This window comes from Flavihumibacter rivuli (assembly GCF_018595685.2).
GTDB classification, from domain to species: Bacteria; Bacteroidota; Bacteroidia; order Chitinophagales; family Chitinophagaceae; genus Flavihumibacter; species Flavihumibacter rivuli.
Genome location: NZ_CP092334.1, coordinates 3,744,862 through 3,762,437, shown reverse-complemented (window position 1 = coordinate 3,762,437; position 17,576 = coordinate 3,744,862). Strand labels below are relative to the sequence as shown.

Below are 17,576 nucleotides of genomic sequence, written 5' to 3'. Positions count from 1 at the left end.
GGATTTATCTGATAATTACACTTGGCTGATCTGCCTGTTGCCTGAATCCCTTCCGTTGCATATTCCCCCAGGCATGTTGCCTGCCGAACAGTTGGTTGAAGTATCCTTTCAGGGAGAAGAATATGATCAGCGGATGGTAAAGGAATGGTTCCAATACAGCAGCCATGCACAATTTCGCCAGCTCACGGGGACTGGAATAATTATTCATGGCGAACTGGTCATACATAATACTCAGCAGGGTAATAAACACGGAGAAGGAATACACGAACACCAACAGGATGCCTGCATGAACAAAATTGATCTGGCCAGTGGCAATCAATACAAAATAGGTGATCAGGCCCAGGAACTCAATAATCGGGGCGAGCAACTCAAAGAAGAAATTATACGGAAAGGTGATCAGGCCCATTCGCTTATAACGCGGATGGAGCAGCATTTTACCATGCTGGGCAAAGATCTGGAACAAGCCCCGCGCCCAACGGGTACGCTGGCGTCCAAATACCTTGAGGTTGTCGGGGGCTTCGGTCCAACACAATGCCTGTGGCACATAGCGTATAGCGTAGTCTTGTTTGTTGTCACACATATACTTTGCCATTCTGACGATCATGTCCATATCCTCACCAAATGACCGGGGATCGTAACCACCCGCCTTGATCAGGATATCCGTATCAAACAAGCCAAGGCCGCCGGAGACATTAGGCACGGCATTCATTTGTGACCAGCCAACTTTACCCAGCACGAAAGAGCGGATATATTCCACTTCCTGGAAACGAGGTATCATGCCTTCAGGCACTTTCACCTGCATCATGGTTCCCCTGTCTACCTCACAGGAATTAGCGATCCTCAGGCCCGCACCTACAGCGATCACCCGTTTGCCGTCTTCCATAAAAGGCTGGACCAGCTTCAATAAGGTGTCCCTGTCCAGGATACAATCCACATCAGTATTGAGGAGATAAGGATAGGAGGCTATATTGATACCTGCATTGACGGCATCTGCTTTCGACTTGCCGTTTACCTTGTCCACGACAATGAGATTGCTATACGCCATGCTGGTGGACTTGAAGAAACAGCGAATGGGTTGGGAAGGCACTTTTGATTCGTAAGGAATATCGTGGCGGACCAATTTGAACTCATTGATCAGTTTATCAAGAGTATCGTCTGTGGAACCATCATTTACAATGATCACCTCGAACCTGGGATAGTTCAGTGTAAGCAAAGACCGCACATTGGCAATGATAGTGGGCCCTTCATTGAAGGCAGGGGCAACAATGGAAATACCCGGAGTAAGGGGCGACTTCTCCAGGATAGTCTCCAGTCTCAATTTATTTCTTTCCCTGTTGCGGCGGATACCTTTATAGGCAAGTAAGGCCAGCATCAGGTACAAGGAAAACAGTCCTACTGAATAAAATAAGATCCCCAGGTCAAATGCCCAGATCACAGGATCCCAAAAAGAATAATTCATTAGTGTTTACTTATAGGATGAATGGATTGTTGGATCACTAACTTGTCAATACCCTTTGCCTCAGCGATCATGTCTTCAATAACTGATGCCGCCTGGCGTCCTTGCTCCACGAGGGAACGCATAGCCGATTTCTTGATGTCTACACTTGTGGCGCCATAAAATACATTCGCCAGGAAATGGATACACCTTCCTGAGGCAATCCTGCCAAGTGCCTTCAGGATCTCCAGCTTAACGGGAATGGATTCACTAGCATACCTCAACACCAATGCTTCCTCAGCCTCCAATGATTTGAATCTTCCCAATGCAACGATCGCTTCCTTCCTCAATTCCTGAGATCCTTCTTCCAGCAACCTGATCAGGACGGGAATGGCATCATGCTGTTTGAAATGAACAGCCATCTTAATACTAAAGGAAACAACACCCGGATTCAGGTCGGAACGGATCCATTGGGCAAACAAAGGCACATCCAGGCAATCGCGCCGAGCCATAATGGCATGCAATTCATATTGTTCCCAGGGAAGGAACTGGTCCTTTACCTGGTCCAGGAACTCGAAAGAAGCAGATGGAGCATGCTTGATCAGGAAACACCGGGCATACTTGCGGGTAAGTTCATCCTTATGGAACAATAAGGGCTGAACGATGGACTCATCCACTTTAATATCCATCATGTACAGTTCATGCATGGCTGCCAGCCTAACCTTGCGATGCTTTGACACTACATCGGCCAGGCTTTCTTTATGGAGTCCAAGCATCAGGTAAACCCTGGTGAGCATTTCATTGATCTCACCAGAGAAATTGTGCTTGTTATGGATCAGTCTTTTGGCCAGCACATCCCTGACCAATGGTTGGCGAAGGGGAAGCGACCTCAGCTGCTGAACACAACTGAGCAAGCCAACATCAGCATTGTGCTGTGACCAATCGGTCCTGGCAATGATTTGCTCGGTGAGGACCTGGTCAATTTGCTGGCTAAGCAAGGCTTCCCTTTGTTCCTTTTTCAATGTCCTGCTTTTCCAAGCCATCATCCTTATAAAAAGGAATATAGCCAGGGCTACAAAAAGGACACTAAAGGCCAAAACCAACCGGATAACGATTGGAAGGGCGAGGTAAAACTCAACTAGCGAGTGCATAGGCTTTATCGAATAGGATTCGGTTGATATTGTACAGGAATGATTTTGGAACAAAGGGCTTCTGGATGTAGGCATCCACCCCCATTTCAAAACATTCTGCAATAGTGGATTCATTCCCTATCGATGATATAACGAAGATTGAGGTATCCTTAGTATCCGCATTTTCCTTGGTTTCAGCGATGAGCTCAAAGCCGCTGCAGTAGGACATGGTAATATCTGTGATCACAAGGTCAAAAGAAGCCTCACGGATGGCCATCAGGCCCTGCTTACCACCAAGGGCGGTAACAACTTCAAAGTTTTCATTACGGAGGATAGTTGCCATGGCGTTCAGCAACTGCTGATCATCATTGATGAGGAGGGCTTTCTTAGCGAAGTACATACAATAGATTTAAAGGGTAATGATTGGTAATAGTGAGCCATTGGCTCTGGGGATCAAACAACAGGTCCTGCTGGCGGTTATGCAGCCAGGGGAGAATTAAGATTTGGGCAACTGTAATGATTGGGAAAAGCTCGTGCGCGGTCGGCACTTTGGGGTGTGGTAATAGTTTCCATCACTGGGTACGATTTAAAGGGATTAACGATTGGGGGGATACCAGATGATCAACAAGTGATGGCATTCAAACCTCGGATGAGGTAGGATAGATTGGAATCTGGATCAAAAGTATATCGCAGTTTTTGATCTTGCAATACCCCCCTTAAAAAATTTTCAGGAGGAAAAATCAGGGGAGAAAGGCCCGGGCAAACCGACTTTCACAAACCCATGGAGCACCTGGGGCTTCTGGCCAACCGGTAAAAGAATTATAGCCTATTGACAAACAACAACTTAATCATTGTTGCCAAGCCGGCCTGGAAAGCCCTTTCCGGTCGGGCAGTATGGCCATCCCAACTGAACAAGGACAGGAAAAATGCATACCAGTCACCTGCAAAATACCCAAGTTCCCTGATCGGGAAATCCTGCCATGCCGGGACACCTAACGGCTGGGTATGCACGAAAAGACCCTCCCTCAAGTTTAGGGTATGCCGTATTTTTGGGCCTGGATGATCGATTATATCAAGGCCTTTAAAAAATTCAGCAGCAGCTATTATCTCTATGAAGGGGTCAGGCTGACTGCGGGAGTGATGACACCTGTCCTGATTGCCAATTATTTTGACCAGTTGCAGACCGGTGTTGCCATGGCCCTTGGCGCCCTTTGCGTTGGCCTCACCGATAATGCCGGACCCATCCACCACCGCATCAATGGCATGACAGCTGCCATCATCCTTGTATTCCTCACCTCTGTCATAACCGGTATCAGCCTTTCCGTTCCCGGCTTGCTGGCCCTGCTGATCGCCACCGCGGGCTTCCTGTTTTCCATGGTGGGCGTTTATGGTTTAAGGGCCAATGCTGTGGGTGGAGCCGGCTTGTTGGTAATGGTATTGAGTATTGATGAAAGGGCTTCACTGGAAGAAATATTGAGGAATGGGCTGTTCATAAGTGCAGGTGGAATATGGTACATGATCCTAAGTCTCACCCTTTACCGGCTTCGCCCCTATAAGCTGGTACAACAGGCCCTGGGCGATGCCCTTATTTCCACTGCCGAATACTTCAGGATGCGCGCTGGCTTTTATGAAACGGAAGTAGACTATACCAGGACCTACAACCTCCTGATGGAGCAGCAGGTACAGGTCCATAATAAACAAAGCCTGGTGAGGGAAATGTTGTTCAAGACCAGGGCGATCGTCAAGGAGTCTACCCATACCGGAAGGATCCTAACCATGGTTTTCCTGGATAGCGTAGACCTCCTGGAAAGGATCATGACCTCCCAACAGGATTACAGGGTACTGCATGAGCAACTTGACGAATCCGGCCTGCTGCAAAACGCCCGGGACCTGATCCTTCGGCTGGCCAACGATACGGAAGAGATCGGCCTGGCATTACAGGAAGGACGCCGATCCAGGCCGGACACGGGAATAACGGAAGCCATTCAATCCCTGCGCCAGCAATTCCAGGAGAGAAGGGAAAAGGTAATGAATGAGACCAACCTGGAAGCTTTCATCAGCCTTCGGCATATCCTCGACAGTATCCAGGACCTGCATGGCAGGATCACCACCCTTCACCGGTACACCAGCTTTGACAAACAGGTGGGTGACACCTTCAGCAGGCAGGTGGATTATAATAAGTTTGTTTCCCCATCCGACTTCAACCTGAAATTATTCATCACCAACCTGAGTATCGATTCCAATATTTTCAGGCATACCATCAGGGTAAGCCTATCCCTGCTCGCCGGTTTTTTCCTGTCAAGGCTATTGAATGTTGGCCATGGCTACTGGATCCTGCTCACCATCATCGTGATCCTTAAACCTGCCTATAGCCTCACCAAACAGCGCAATATTGAACGTTTGTCCGGCACCTTCATTGGGGCAGTGGCAGGCGCGCTCATCCTCTATTTCATCAAGGATGACAGGGTGCTGGTTGGACTGATGATCATGGGAATGATCATCGCTTATAGCCTGATCAGGGTGCAATACCTGCTTTGCGTGATCGGCATGACGGTATACATCCTGATCGCCTTCCATTTCCTAAAACCCGGCGACTTTACTGAAGTGTTACGGGACAGGCTGCTGGACACCCTTGCCGGCTCAGCGATCGCTTTTATCGCCACCTTCGCCATCCCGCCGAAATGGGAACAGGAGCAGATCATGGACCTTCTGAAAAACACCATCAGGGCCAATGCCACCTATTTTCGTTTCATCACCCGGCCCTTCCTCGGCGAAACCCTCAGCAACACAGAGTATAAGCTGCACAGGAAGGAAGCACTGGTAAGCCTGGCGAACCTTTCAGATGCATTCCAACGCATGTTGAACGAACCGCGCCGCTACCAAAAGAAGGCCCAGGTGCTACACCAGCTGGTGGTATCGAACCATGTACTGGCATCACATATTGCCACCCTATCCTCCTACAGGAAGCTGGCAGAGGCATACAAGAGTGAGAATTTCAGGCCTATCATCAATGCCTCCCTGCTGCATATGGATACGGCTGCACAGTACCTGGACGAGGGAAAGGGCAAGATTACCCCTGCAGACAATGAAGCCAACTTTGTTATCCGCGAAGAGCTGAAACTCTTACTGGAACAACGTTCCAGGGAACTGGCCAGTGGCGCCCTCGAAACCAATACCCGGCAACGCCTTTCCGACCTCAAAACAATAGCTGACCAGTTCGAATACATCAACCTGTTGAGTATTGAACTGGAAAAGCTTACCGCCAAACTGGATATCGACTGAAATAAAAAAGGGACGCCATTGCATCCCTTTTTTTGAAGTTACTTGCTTATATCAATTCATGCCACCCAGCATTTCCTTGATAGCCAACACCAGTTCAGTTTTGGTGATGGGCACACCCATGATCTTGTTATAGCCTTTGGCATCTACCAGGTATTGGTCACGAATGATCTTGATGAGCTGGCCATTGTTGATCTCCGGGATCAGTACATGGTCAAAATTGCTGATGATCTGGCCCAGGTTCCTCGGGAAGGGACGCAGGTGGCGCAGGTGGGCGTGACTAACCGAATAGCCTTCAGCCTGCAGTTCGTACACGGCACTCTTGATGGCGCCATAAGTTGAGCCCCAGCCCAGTACCAGCAGCTTTCCTTTTTCAGGGCCGCTATCGAGTTGTTGTTCCGGGATATACTGGGCGATCCTATCCACCTTCTCCTGACGCAACTTCACCATCAACTGGTGGTTGTCGGGATCATAGCTGATATTACCGGTAATGTTTTGCTTCTCCAAACCACCGATCCGGTGTTCCAGTCCGGGTGTACCGGGCACGGCCCAGGGACGGACCAATTTCTCATCACGTTGGTAGGGTTGGAATTTCTCCTCCCCTTCATCGAGCCCCGTCTTGAATTTCACAGAGATGGCGGGAAGGTCAGCAGCCTGGGGAAACCTCCAGGGTTCGGCACCATTGGCAATATAGCCATCACTTAAGAAGATCACGGGGGTCATATGTTCAATAGCGATCCTCACCGCGTCGTATACCGCATCGAAGCAGTCGCTTGGGGTAGAGGCAGCTACTACCGGCATGGGGCATTCGCCGTTACGGCCATAGTAGGCCTGCAACAGGTCACTTTGTTCTGTCTTGGTAGGCAGGCCCGTTGATGGACCACCACGTTGGATATTAACGATCAGAAGCGGGATCTCCAGCATCACAGCCAGGCCCATGGCTTCTGTCTTCAGTGCCATTCCCGGACCTGATGTAGTAGTTACACCCAGGCTTCCTCCATAAGCGGCACCAATGGCCGCCGTAATACCGGCAATCTCATCTTCAGCCTGGAAGGTGCGCACACCAAAGGTCTTGTGGCGGCTAAGCTCATGAAGTATATCCGAAGCCGGGGTGATGGGATAAGTTCCAAGGAAAAGGGGCAAGCCGCTTTTTTGGGAAGCCGCTACCAAACCGAGGGCGAGCGACTGGTTACCCATAATGCTGCGGTAATTTCCCGGGGCCATTTTCGCCTTCTCCACCTTGTAACGGGTAGTAAAGGTCTCGGTGGTATCCCCGTAGTTGAACCCGGCCTGCAGGACTTTCAGGTTACTTTCCAGCAGTTCAGGCTTTTTCCCGAATTTCTCGGTAAGGAAATCGGAACTGCTCTTCATGTCACGGTTATACATCCAATAAAGGAAGCCAAGGACGAACATATTCTTGGCGCGGTCCTTCTCCTTGGTTCCAAGGGTGAAGTCCTTCAAGGCCTCACGGGTCATCTTGGTCACATCCATCCTGATGACCTCATAGTTATCCAGGCTGCCATCTTCGAGGGGGTTGACGCCATCGGGGTAATTTGCCAGCCTCAGGTTCTTGGCATCGAAACCATCGGTATTGACGATGATCTTCCCGCCTTTCTTAAGGCTTTTCAGGTTGGTCTTCAACGCGGCAGCATTCATAGCCACCAGTACATCGCATTCATCACCGGGGGTAAATACCCGGTCGCTGGAAAACCTCAGCTGGTAACCACTCACCCCCGGAACGGTTCCTTGCGGGGCACGGATTTCAGCCGGGAAGTCGGGGAAAGTCGCCAGGTCAATACCAAGCAAAGCTGTATTGGTGGTAAACTGGGTGCCTGTCAACTGCATACCGTCACCACTATCACCGGCGAACTTAATCACCACATCCTGCAAAATTTCTTCTTTCCGATCCATGGCGCGAAGTTAGGACAGTGGAACAGAGTAATAAAATTTAGAACGCTTAGCGGGACTTAATGGCCCCATAGATGATATCATGAACGGCAGGCCTTACATTCATCTTCAGGAAGCGGTTGGGGTCCCCGTTATTGTTCACCCTATTGCTCAGGAAGATATAAGTTAGGTTATAGCGGGGGTCGATCCAGACGCAGGTGCCGGTAAAGCCGGTATGGCCGAAGGTCTCCGGCGAGGCCGATGCACAAGGATAGGGCTCTTTCCTGCTGGCATTATCCTTTTCAGGCTTGTCGAAACCCAGGGCCCGTCGGCTGCTGTCACTGCCATAGGCCGTGAACTGGTCTACAGTAGCAGGCTGGAAGAAGCGGATCCCGTTCAGGGTGCCTTTGTTCAACAGCAGTTGGGCAAGGACCGCCAGGTCAGCGGCATCGCTAAATAACCCCGCATGGCCGGCAACGCCCCCGAACATGGCAGCACACGGGTCATGCACATCGCCCTGGATCAGTTGCTTACGGAAAAGGGGTTCGTCCTCGGTCGGGGCAACATATTGCTTATCAAAACGCTTCCTGGGGGTAAAGCCGGTAGTACGCAGGTTAAGGGGGCCATAAAACTGCTGCTGTACAAACTGGTCGAGCGACTGGCCGGAGATGGCTTCAACGATCTTTCCAAGGAAAATAAAATCATTATCGCTGTAGATGTATTTCCCCCTGGGCCCCAATTCACTTTGCAGGATCCTTTTGTAGAGCGTATCGGTCCAGTCTTTCCGCATATACAGGTTATCCGCAACCCTTACCTGGAAGACAGAATCGGCGCGGAAGGCGTAGAACCTCGCATCCGGGCTGCCATCAGCAGCGGTTATGGTCTCCCTGAAAAAGGGAATGAAGGCCTTCAATCCAGCCTGGTGCAACAATACATCACGGACAACCAGATTAGCCTTGTCGGACCCCTTGGTCCAGGGCAGGTAATCACCCAGGGTCTTGTCGATATCCAGGCGTCCTTCATCCACCAGTTTCATGACAGACAAGGTAGTAGCCATGATCTTGGTCACGGAAGCCAGGTCATAGATGGTTTCGCAATACACCGGTGAAGGGTCAGTATAGGCATAGGTGCCAAAGGATTTTTCGTAGGCGATCTTGCCGTCCCTGGCTACCAGCACCACACAACCGGGAATGGCCTTCTTATCAATGGCGTCCAGGCAAACCGAGTCAATGGCCTGCAGCTTCTGGAAATCGAGGCCAACATTGTCTGCATAGGTATCGGGCAGGAGACGGTGCTGTGTGATGCCCGTACCAGCCGGCAGTTCCGCACAAACCGAAACGGGCAGCCTGCCTTTGGCAGTGAATTTCCCGTTCAGCAGGTCGGCAGCTGTCTCCTGGGTAATGGGATCATCATCATAACAGGCCAACAGGGTTTTGTTGCTACATTGATTGGCAACTGCATAGGGGTTGCCGAAAAACAGGGAAACAACATTGGTCTCCCCTATCAACCCATTTGCCAGGTGAAAAGCCGAAGGGCTGATCCCGAAATTGTTAGCCGGGTTCCTTTTATAGGCATGGTAACCGATCACCACCACATCATAACGATGGCGCATAAGCGCTAATAACGCATCCGCCTTTGTACTATCCAGCGAATAGTCAAAATAATAGACATGGGCATTGTAATCCTTGCGCATCCGGGACGCGAACATATTATCACTGCTGAGGCCCATGCCAACATAGGCCACTCTTTTGCCTGAACCGGGCATCAGGGGATACACGGCACTGTTGTTATTGTGCAACAAGGTGATCGCCTGCTCCGCCACCCTTCTCCTCATGGCAGCGAGCCCCTTGTTAAGGTCAGCAGTGAGGTTGGTCAACTCAACTGGCTTCCAGTTGGCAAGGCCATATTGGTATTTGGCCATCAGCACTTTCTTCACCCTGGCATCGATATCTTTCCAGCTAAGCTTTTTCCGGCGGATGGCCTTTTTGATCTTGGCAATACTGCCAGGTATATCACCGGGCAAACAAAGCATGTCATTTCCTGCGATCAGCGATTGCAGGGAAGCTTCACCATCAGGATAATACTTCGCTACGCCCTGCATTTCCAGGGCATCTGTAAAACTTAGGCCCTGAAAGCCCAGCTCGTTGCGCAGCAGGTCGGTCACATTCTTCCTGGAAATGGAAGTAGGCCTGTTGGCAGTATTGTCAATGGCCGGTATGGCCAGGTGGGCGATCATTACGCTGCCTACTCCCGCCTTGAATATTTCACGGAAGGGATAGAGCTCAAGGGAATCGAGTTCCGCCCTTGTCTTATTGATAACAGGGAGATCGTAATGTGAATCAACAGCCACATCCCCATGACCGGGGAAATGCTTGGCACAACCCATTACACCGGCATCCTGCATGCCCTTCATGTAATCGATGGCATAGCTGCTTACCTTGTACTTATCCTCGCCGAAAGAGCGGTCATTGATAACGGGATTTCGGGGATTATTATTGATATCCACAACAGGGGCAAAATTCACCTGCACCCCCAGGCGCTTGCATTGTTCACCAACGAGGTGCCCGTATTCATACAGCAAGCCAGGTTGACTGGTTGCGCCCAGTATCATTTGCCTGGGCAATGGCATTACGCTATCGAGGCGCATGCCCAAACCCCATTCCCCGTCAACCGTAACCAGGATAGGCGTTTTCGCTGCTTGTTGATAGGCATTGATCCTTTGCGCATGCTGGATGGGTCCACCCTGGAAAATGCAGATACCACCAATATTATATTTACGGATAGCCTCTTCAACTTCCTTATCCAATAAAACAGGCCTGCCATCTTTTAAAGTGGAACTACGCACTACCATCAACTGGGCGATCTTCTCCTCTGGTTTCAACGTATTGAACACACTGTCCACCCACTGACTGGCATTCAAGGCAGATGACCTTTGCGCAGCAAGATCCATGGCAAACAGGATACAGGATAACCCGATCAATATTTTTTTCATAAAGCAAAAAAGATATTGACCGAAGTTAAGGAAGATGCCCAAGCAAACTCAGCAGCCTGGCATCATGCAAACAACCTTAACAAATAATCCTTGTTGAATTCAATGAAAGTTGCCTGTCCAGTCGGTGTGGTATTGGGTTGCGCGCAAACCAGCAGGTCTTCCGCCAGTTGCAGCATTTCGCGGTTGGTCAGGTTGGTTCCGGTCCTTATGGCATGCTGGGCCGCAAGAGAACGAATCAGGCGCTCCCGCTTGGAGAATTTCACATCACTGCTGAAGTGTTTGTATTGATCCAGTAAATGCTCGATGGCAACCCTTTCATTTCCCTGCAACACATCCGCAGGAGTTCCCTGGATAACAAAACTGTTCTGGCCAAAAGGCTCCACCAGGTAACCAAGTTGCGCAAGGTCAGGCAACAATTCATTCAGCAAGGCAGCATCTGCAGGCGGAAGGTCCATGGTGACCGGGAATAAGCTGCGTTGGGTGGACACAGCCCTTCCTACCAATGCAGCGGCATAGCGTTCATAGAGGACCCGTTCGTGTGCATATTGCTGGTGGATCAGGAGAAATCCCTGGGTAATGGGAGCAATGATATACTGTTGTTGGATTTGCAAAAACTCGGCATTCTCCAGCAACTGCCACTTCTTTTTGGGAATCTCCCAATCAAAGCCGGAAGGCTGTTCATATTCGAGTCGATCAGTTTGGCCGCCGGTTTCTTTTTGCGCTGGTTCAAAAAAATCGGACCAGTTCTTCAAGCCTGAAGCCGCCGGTTTCCCGCTGTCAATGAAATGGGCCTGGTGCTGCTGGGTGAAGCTTTTGAACAATCCGGAAGAACTGGCGGCAGCCTTCTTTTCTTCCGTGAAGGGTTTGGATACCGCATCCAGTTGCTGGATGCTGGCATCGATATCAAACTCCAGCGTAGGGGTGATACTGAACTGCGCCAGGGCATGCTTTACAGCGGCCTGTACAAAAGCATAAACGATCTTCTCATCCTCAAACTTGATCTCCTGCTTGGTGGGATGGACATTCACATCGATCTGCTCGGGGTTGAGGTCGATGAATAATACATACAAGGGAAAACTATCTGCAGCGATCAGGTCCTGGTAAGCCTGCATGATGGCATGGTTCAGGTAGGCACTGCGGATAAAGCGGTTGTTGACGAAGAAATACTGGTCACCCCTTGTTTTCCTGGCCGCATCGGGCTTCCCCACAAATCCCTGGATATTGAGGTAATCCGTTTTTTCCTGTACCGGGACCAGTTTCGAATTGTACTGGCTGCCCAACACCTGCACGATTCTTTGCTTCAGGGAGCCTTTATCGAGATGGAAGACCTGCTGTCCATTATGGGTAAGCGAAAAGAAAACATGTGGGAAGGACATGGCCACCCGGATGAACTCATCAATGATATGCCGCATCTCCGCAGCATTACTTTTCAGGAAATTCCGCCTGGCAGGCACATTGAAGAAGAGGTTCTTCATGGAAATGCTGGTCCCTACCGCCGCAGCGCAGGGTTCCTGGCGAACCACCATACTGTTTTCGATCTCAATATAGGTACCCACTTCATCATCGGCCCTGCGGGTCTTCATTTCCACCTGGGCAACAGCCGCGATGGAGGCAAGGGCTTCACCCCGGAAACCCATGGTCTGGATATGGAACAGGTCTTCGATCTGCCTGATCTTGGAAGTGGCATGCCGTTCAAAACAAAGCCGGGCATCGGTCTCACTCATGCCCTTACCGTTATCGATGACCTGCACCAAAGACTTGCCGGCATCATTGATGATGAGCTTGATCTCTGTTGCACCAGCATCAACAGCATTTTCCAGTAACTCCTTAACCGCGCTGGCAGGACGTTGGATAACCTCACCTGCAGCAATCTGGTTCGCAATATGATCGGGTAATAATTGTATGATATCAGCCAAAATGCACTCTCCTTTCAAACCCAAAGGTAGGAAAAGCGGGCGGATGGTCACGTGATCGCACCACCCATTGCCCCCAAATAAAATACATATGGAATAATGAATACATAGGAAGTCATTCCTTATCAGTAGGTCTTATAAAGGTGCATAAGGAATTGCTCCACGCTCCTCCTGACAGTAGATGCACTGGTATTGTGGTTATTGACCAATACCGAAAAAAGCAGGCGCTTCCCTTTACTGGTCTGCAGGTAGCCGCTAAGTCCTACCACACCGCTGAGTGTACCGGTCTTGGCATGGATCTTCCCTTTGATATCCTTGTAATAATTGGTAAGGGTGCCTTCATCTCCGGCGGGCAGTATCCACTCCAACCTTTTGGCTCCAAACTCGCGTTCCATTTTCTCCAACAGCCAGATAAAATCAGCCGGGGTGAAAAGGTTATACCTGCTCAGTCCGCTGCCATCGGCCCAGCGGGGGGCATGTGGCAGCCCCTTCAGGTCCGACCGGAGCAGGGTATCAATGATCCTTTCCGTATCCATTACCCCCAGCAACTGTTGGGAGGCCACTAACAGGGTCTGTTCAGCAAAAAGGTTATCACTGCGGTGCATCATGGGCGCCAGCATGGAATCCGTTGGCTGCGACCAGATGACCTTGGTGCCTTTCTTTGCCACTGAAGCCGGGATATAGGTGATCGACTTGCCGATCGTGTCCCGGAGGAGGTCGAGTGCAGAAAGCACCCCATTGGTCACAAAGGGAACTTCAACGGTCCTTACCGGCTCCTTGCCCTCCGTTATGGTGAAAATATTATTATCACGATCCCGGACAACCGAAAAACTCTTTCCACGTTCCGGCAGCAGCCGAACCTTCCAGTTTACTTCCGGATCGGAATAGACGAAAACATCCTCAACCGGCTCCCCCAGGGCATTCTCCATTTTGTCGATGGTCTGGGTCCATTTGATCACATTGCCGTAAACCGGAAGGGGGCTCCTTTCCGCCATATAGCTGCTGTTGTAATCATCCCAGCTCCACCCCATCCCCCATTGTTTGGACTGCCAGTTCGCATCGCTCAATACCAGTGGTTTCTGTTGGGCTTTCAACCAGGCAACCAGGGGCTGCTTCGGGTAATCGCTATGCAGGAAGCTGGGATCCCCTGTTGGCTCCAGGTAGATAGAATCAGCAGTTTCATGATAGCGGATGGCAGGCAGGGAATCCCCGATATATTTCAAGCCTGCATAGAGGCTAAAGAGTTTGGTATTGGAAGCAGGCACAAAATACTTGCCGGCATTGTGCTGGTAAAGGAATTGGCCACTGGCCGGGTCATAAATGGCTATGCCTATATGGGCGTTCGACATTCCTTCCTTCCCGATCACCTGTCGATCGGCCACTTTGGCCAGTTGCTTTTGCGTGGAACAGGCACCCAGCAAGAAGGCCGGGACGATCACTTTTGTAAGGGTAACAAATAGGTTGCGCATTGGCCAAATGTAGGGATTAAGCCCAGTTTTTCAGCGAAACATGACCCGAACCGCTTATCCAATTGACTGAACAATAGCCTTACCCCCCTTGTATATTCGTGACGCTAAACACGTAACACCATGAAACACTCTGGAAAACTTTTGGTTTTGGCCCTTGCAGCTGCTGGCACCATGGGCTTCACCCCTCCCGGTGGTGAAAAGCCAGCCAGGAAGCGCAAGTACATTGATCCGGCCAATATGGACATGTCGGTAAAGCCCGGCGACAATTTCTATCAGTATGCCAATGGCGCCTGGTTGAAGGCCAACCCTGTACCAGCTTCCAAAACAAGATGGGGCAGCTTTGATGAGCTGAGGGAAGAGAGTAGCGCCCGCCTCAGGAAACTGCTGGAAGAAGCCGCTGCAAAGGCAGGTACTGTTCCTTCAATGCAACAAATTGGTGATTTCTATTCAAGCGGAATGGATAGTGCCCGCATCGAACAGTTAGGCTATTCACCTATTAAAGCTGACCTGGACCGTATTGCAGCATTGAGAACCGTAGATGAAATGTTGCAGGAAATGGCCACTCAAAGGCCGCTTTCAGGCCCTTCCTATTTCATAGGCATGTTCATTGGCCAGGACAGGAAGAATGTAACCCAATACATCCCGCAGATCGGCCAGGGAGGAACCACCTTGCCTGACCGCGACTATTACCTCAAGAACGACCCCAGGAGCACCAATATCCGCAAGGAATACCTGGCTAACCTGGTTAAGATGTTCCAGCTGGTAGGCAAAACGGAAGCAGAAGCCACCCAGATGGCAGATGCTGTCATGCGCATTGAAACGACCATGGCCAAAGCGCAGATGAGCCGTGTTGAAATGCGTGACCCCTACAAGACCTATAATAAATTTGCCTGGAAGGACCTTTCTGCCACTACCCCATCCATCAACTGGCAGCAGTTGGCGGAAAAGATGCTGATAAAAGGTTCGGACAGTGTACTCGTATCCAATCCTTCCTACCTGAGGTCAGTGGACCTCCTGCTCACTGCCCTACCCATGAGCGATTGGAAGAGTTATATGCAATGGCATGTGATCCGCGGTGCCGCACCTTACCTCAGCAGCGCATTCGTTAACCAGAGTTTTGCCTTCAACAAGGTACTGACCGGGCAAAAGGAGCAGACGCCTCGCTGGCAGCGCATCAGCAGCCTGATCGATGGCCAGATGGGCGATGCCCTGGGACAGTTGTATGTAGAGAAGTATTTCAAGCCGGAAGCCAAGGCCCGCATGCTGGAACTGGTGGGCAACCTCCAGAGCACTTTTGCAGAACGCATCAACCGCCTGAACTGGATGAGCGCTGAAACCAAGGAAAGGGCCCTGCTCAAATTGAACAGCTTCAGCAAGAAGATCGGCTATCCTGATAAGTGGAAGGACTATAGCAGCATCCAGATCGACCGCAACGATTTTATGGGCAATATCCGCCGCAGCAGCCAGTGGGCCTATATGGATATGGTGAACAGGCTGGGTAAACCCATTGACAAGACCCTTTGGGGCATGACTCCCCCAACGATCAATGCCTACTACAACCCGGTGAATAACGAGATCGCCTTCCCTGCAGGCATCCTGCAGTTCCCCTTCTTCGACTTTGGTGCCGATGATGCCGTAAACTATGGCGGCATAGGCGCGGTGATTGGTCATGAAATGACCCATGGCTTCGATGACCAGGGAAGCAAATATGCCGCTGACGGCAACCTGAAAGACTGGTGGACGAAAGAAGATGCGGAAAAGTTTACCAAGCTGGCCGGGGAGGTAGTGGCGCAATACAATGGCTATACCGTGCTGGACACCATCCATGTGAATGGCAAGCTGACCCTCGGGGAAAATATTGCCGACCTCGGCGGATTGGCCATGGCCTATGAAGCCTTTACCAAGACAAAACAATTCAAGGAAGGCAAGAAGATCGATGGCTTTACACCAGCCCAGCGTTTCTTCCTGGGTTGGGCACAGGTTTGGCGCAACAATGCCCTTCCGGAGACCCAGGCTCAGCTGATCCTCACCGACTCCCATGCACCGGGCGTCCACCGTGCCAATGGTCCCCTGACCAATATGGACGAATGGTATGAAGCCTTTGGGGTAAAGGAAGGCGACAAAATGTATAAGGCCAAAGATAAAAGAACGAAGATCTGGTAAGGAAGACCAATAGGTTCACCCTACAATGATCCGTAAACAATAAAAAAGGATGGAAGCATATACACTTCCATCCTTTTTATTTCTATAGAGTCAAATAATAAGCAGTTCTAAAATAGCCTCCATGACTTTTTAAAGTCAATCAACTCACAAACTCCTTTCCTGCGCCCTGAGCCATCTTTCAGGGATATCATTGTGGCTGGCCACCAGGTAATCCTTATAGGAGCAGGCGATGAACTTGTCATCGGGCATGCGCATCCACCACCTGCCGGTCCGCTTGCTTTGCAGGAAAGTGGTCTCCACTTCCGCAAAAGCAGTATGGTATTCATAGAACGACTCCCTGTCCTTCAGGTCTGCTTCCCTTTTGCCTTTGCTGATACCGTCAATCAGGTACCAGACCATCTGGCTCACCTGTTTGGCCGTGAGCCCATCAGGATCAGCCTCCGGACGGTAACCATATATTCCAAAACTATTCACCTTCTCGCTCATGCCTGCATAACGGGTAAGCGCACACGCTTCTTCACCTGTTAGTCCGTTAGGGGAAATGGCCGTTCCCGGTGCATAGGCATGGGCCAATGCAGAAAGGTCAAAGCTCATAAGGTGGCAATGGCGGATCACCGGTTCCATTTCTTCCAAATGCTCTTTCACATGACCTACCCTGAAGCAGTCGAAGCGCAGTTTGTCCATGTTCTCCAACATATAGGGATGCACATAGTAGCTCTGGAAAGCCAGGTGGCTATAATGGCGAATGAAATTAGGTTCACCGGTCAGGATCTCCATCAGGAAATGCTCTGTTTGGGGCAGGGCATCCATATCCAGGTTGATCAAGGCATCTACGCAGGCCGCCTCGATCACCTGCTTGCGGTCAGCATAAGCATGGTATTGCGAAAGGGTAAGGTCATGCGAACCACCCAGGATCAGTACGATCTTTCCCGCATCGGTCAGGTCCTTGATCACCATCTTCAGGGCAGCATAGGTATCGCTAAGGGATTCCCCTGCCCGGATATTACCGATGTCGGCCAGCTTCACATCCGAATGCCAGTAGAAGAGCTTATAAAATGCCTGCCTGATCACATCGGGTGCAGCAGAGAATGGCCTACCCATTCCCATCCCGCGTTCTTCCCCACAGCCAACAAGCACCAGGTCGATATCGGAAAGATCGGGAAACTCTTCCTCATAAACCATGATATGCCTTCCCATCTGTCCGGCTTTAAAACCCTCGTCTTCACTCAATTGTGCAAGGGACAGCGGCTCCAGGAAATCCGTTAAATGTTGCAGGTCACTCATGGGCGCAAGATAATAATTGCCGGC

The 17,576-nt window shown here is 50.5% G+C and carries 10 protein-coding genes; 2 read left to right on the top strand and 8 right to left on the bottom strand.

What is annotated here, in order from left to right:
• Positions 1-4: 4 nt before the first annotated feature.
• From KJS94_RS15970 to KJS94_RS15960, 3 genes are all read right to left on the bottom strand, one after another.
• The gene (locus tag KJS94_RS15970; RefSeq protein ID WP_214448437.1) at positions 5-1,459 is read right to left on the bottom strand and encodes a glycosyltransferase family 2 protein; all 1,455 of its coding nucleotides are present in this window, start codon (positions 1,457-1,459) and stop codon (positions 5-7) included.
• Complete coding sequence (locus tag KJS94_RS15965; protein WP_214448438.1) at positions 1,459-2,457, bottom strand: HEAT repeat domain-containing protein; 999 nt, start codon at positions 2,455-2,457, stop codon at positions 1,459-1,461. Before KJS94_RS15965 ends, KJS94_RS15970 begins: the two co-directional genes overlap by 1 nt.
• 112 nt (positions 2,458-2,569) lie before the next feature.
• The gene (locus KJS94_RS15960; RefSeq protein WP_214448439.1) at positions 2,570-2,965 is read right to left on the bottom strand and encodes a response regulator; all 396 of its coding nucleotides are present in this window, start codon (positions 2,963-2,965) and stop codon (positions 2,570-2,572) included.
• Between the two features lie 638 nt (positions 2,966-3,603).
• Between KJS94_RS15960 and KJS94_RS15955 the strand changes: the two genes are divergently transcribed.
• On the top strand, positions 3,604-5,847 hold the full coding sequence (locus KJS94_RS15955) for an FUSC family protein (protein WP_214448440.1): 2,244 nt from the start codon (positions 3,604-3,606) through the stop codon (positions 5,845-5,847).
• Positions 5,848-5,898: 51 nt separating this feature from the next.
• Here the strand turns inward: KJS94_RS15955 and KJS94_RS15950 are convergent, their stop codons facing one another.
• From KJS94_RS15950 to KJS94_RS15935, 4 genes are all read right to left on the bottom strand, one after another.
• Complete coding sequence (locus tag KJS94_RS15950) at positions 5,899-7,755, bottom strand: 2-oxoacid:acceptor oxidoreductase subunit alpha (protein ID WP_214448441.1); 1,857 nt, start codon at positions 7,753-7,755, stop codon at positions 5,899-5,901.
• Between the two features lie 46 nt (positions 7,756-7,801).
• The gene (locus KJS94_RS15945; protein ID WP_214448442.1) at positions 7,802-10,723 is read right to left on the bottom strand and encodes a serine hydrolase domain-containing protein; all 2,922 of its coding nucleotides are present in this window, start codon (positions 10,721-10,723) and stop codon (positions 7,802-7,804) included.
• 62 nt (positions 10,724-10,785) lie between these two features.
• On the bottom strand, positions 10,786-12,639 hold the full coding sequence (gene mutL / locus KJS94_RS15940; protein ID WP_214448443.1) for a DNA mismatch repair endonuclease MutL: 1,854 nt from the start codon (positions 12,637-12,639) through the stop codon (positions 10,786-10,788).
• Between the two features lie 122 nt (positions 12,640-12,761).
• The gene (locus KJS94_RS15935; RefSeq protein WP_214448444.1) at positions 12,762-14,105 is read right to left on the bottom strand and encodes a D-alanyl-D-alanine carboxypeptidase/D-alanyl-D-alanine-endopeptidase; all 1,344 of its coding nucleotides are present in this window, start codon (positions 14,103-14,105) and stop codon (positions 12,762-12,764) included.
• A gap of 120 nt (positions 14,106-14,225) precedes the next feature.
• On the opposite strand from KJS94_RS15935, the gene KJS94_RS15930 reads away from it, so the two are divergent.
• Complete coding sequence (locus tag KJS94_RS15930) at positions 14,226-16,268, top strand: M13 family metallopeptidase (protein ID WP_214448445.1); 2,043 nt, start codon at positions 14,226-14,228, stop codon at positions 16,266-16,268.
• A gap of 144 nt (positions 16,269-16,412) precedes the next feature.
• Here KJS94_RS15930 and KJS94_RS15925 read toward each other — a convergent pair whose 3' ends face one another.
• Positions 16,413-17,552, bottom strand: coding sequence for a formimidoylglutamase (locus KJS94_RS15925; protein WP_214448446.1), 1,140 nt, complete (start codon positions 17,550-17,552; stop codon positions 16,413-16,415).
• Between the last annotated feature and the right edge of the window lie 24 nt (positions 17,553-17,576).

What these genes read in the sequence shown, in the direction of transcription:
- KJS94_RS15925 (WP_214448446.1), bottom strand. Translation starts at nt 17,552, where the DNA reads ATGAGTGACCTGCAACATTTAACGGATTTCCTGGAGCCGCTGTCCCTT.
- KJS94_RS15970 (WP_214448437.1), bottom strand. Translation starts at nt 1,459, where the DNA reads ATGAATTATTCTTTTTGGGATCCTGTGATCTGGGCATTTGACCTGGGG.
- KJS94_RS15950 (WP_214448441.1), bottom strand. Translation starts at nt 7,755, where the DNA reads ATGGATCGGAAAGAAGAAATTTTGCAGGATGTGGTGATTAAGTTCGCC.
- KJS94_RS15960 (WP_214448439.1), bottom strand. Translation starts at nt 2,965, where the DNA reads ATGTACTTCGCTAAGAAAGCCCTCCTCATCAATGATGATCAGCAGTTG.
- KJS94_RS15955 (WP_214448440.1), top strand. Translation starts at nt 3,604, where the DNA reads ATGCCGTATTTTTGGGCCTGGATGATCGATTATATCAAGGCCTTTAAA.
- KJS94_RS15945 (WP_214448442.1), bottom strand. Translation starts at nt 10,723, where the DNA reads ATGAAAAAAATATTGATCGGGTTATCCTGTATCCTGTTTGCCATGGAT.
- KJS94_RS15935 (WP_214448444.1), bottom strand. Translation starts at nt 14,105, where the DNA reads ATGCGCAACCTATTTGTTACCCTTACAAAAGTGATCGTCCCGGCCTTC.
- KJS94_RS15930 (WP_214448445.1), top strand. Translation starts at nt 14,226, where the DNA reads ATGAAACACTCTGGAAAACTTTTGGTTTTGGCCCTTGCAGCTGCTGGC.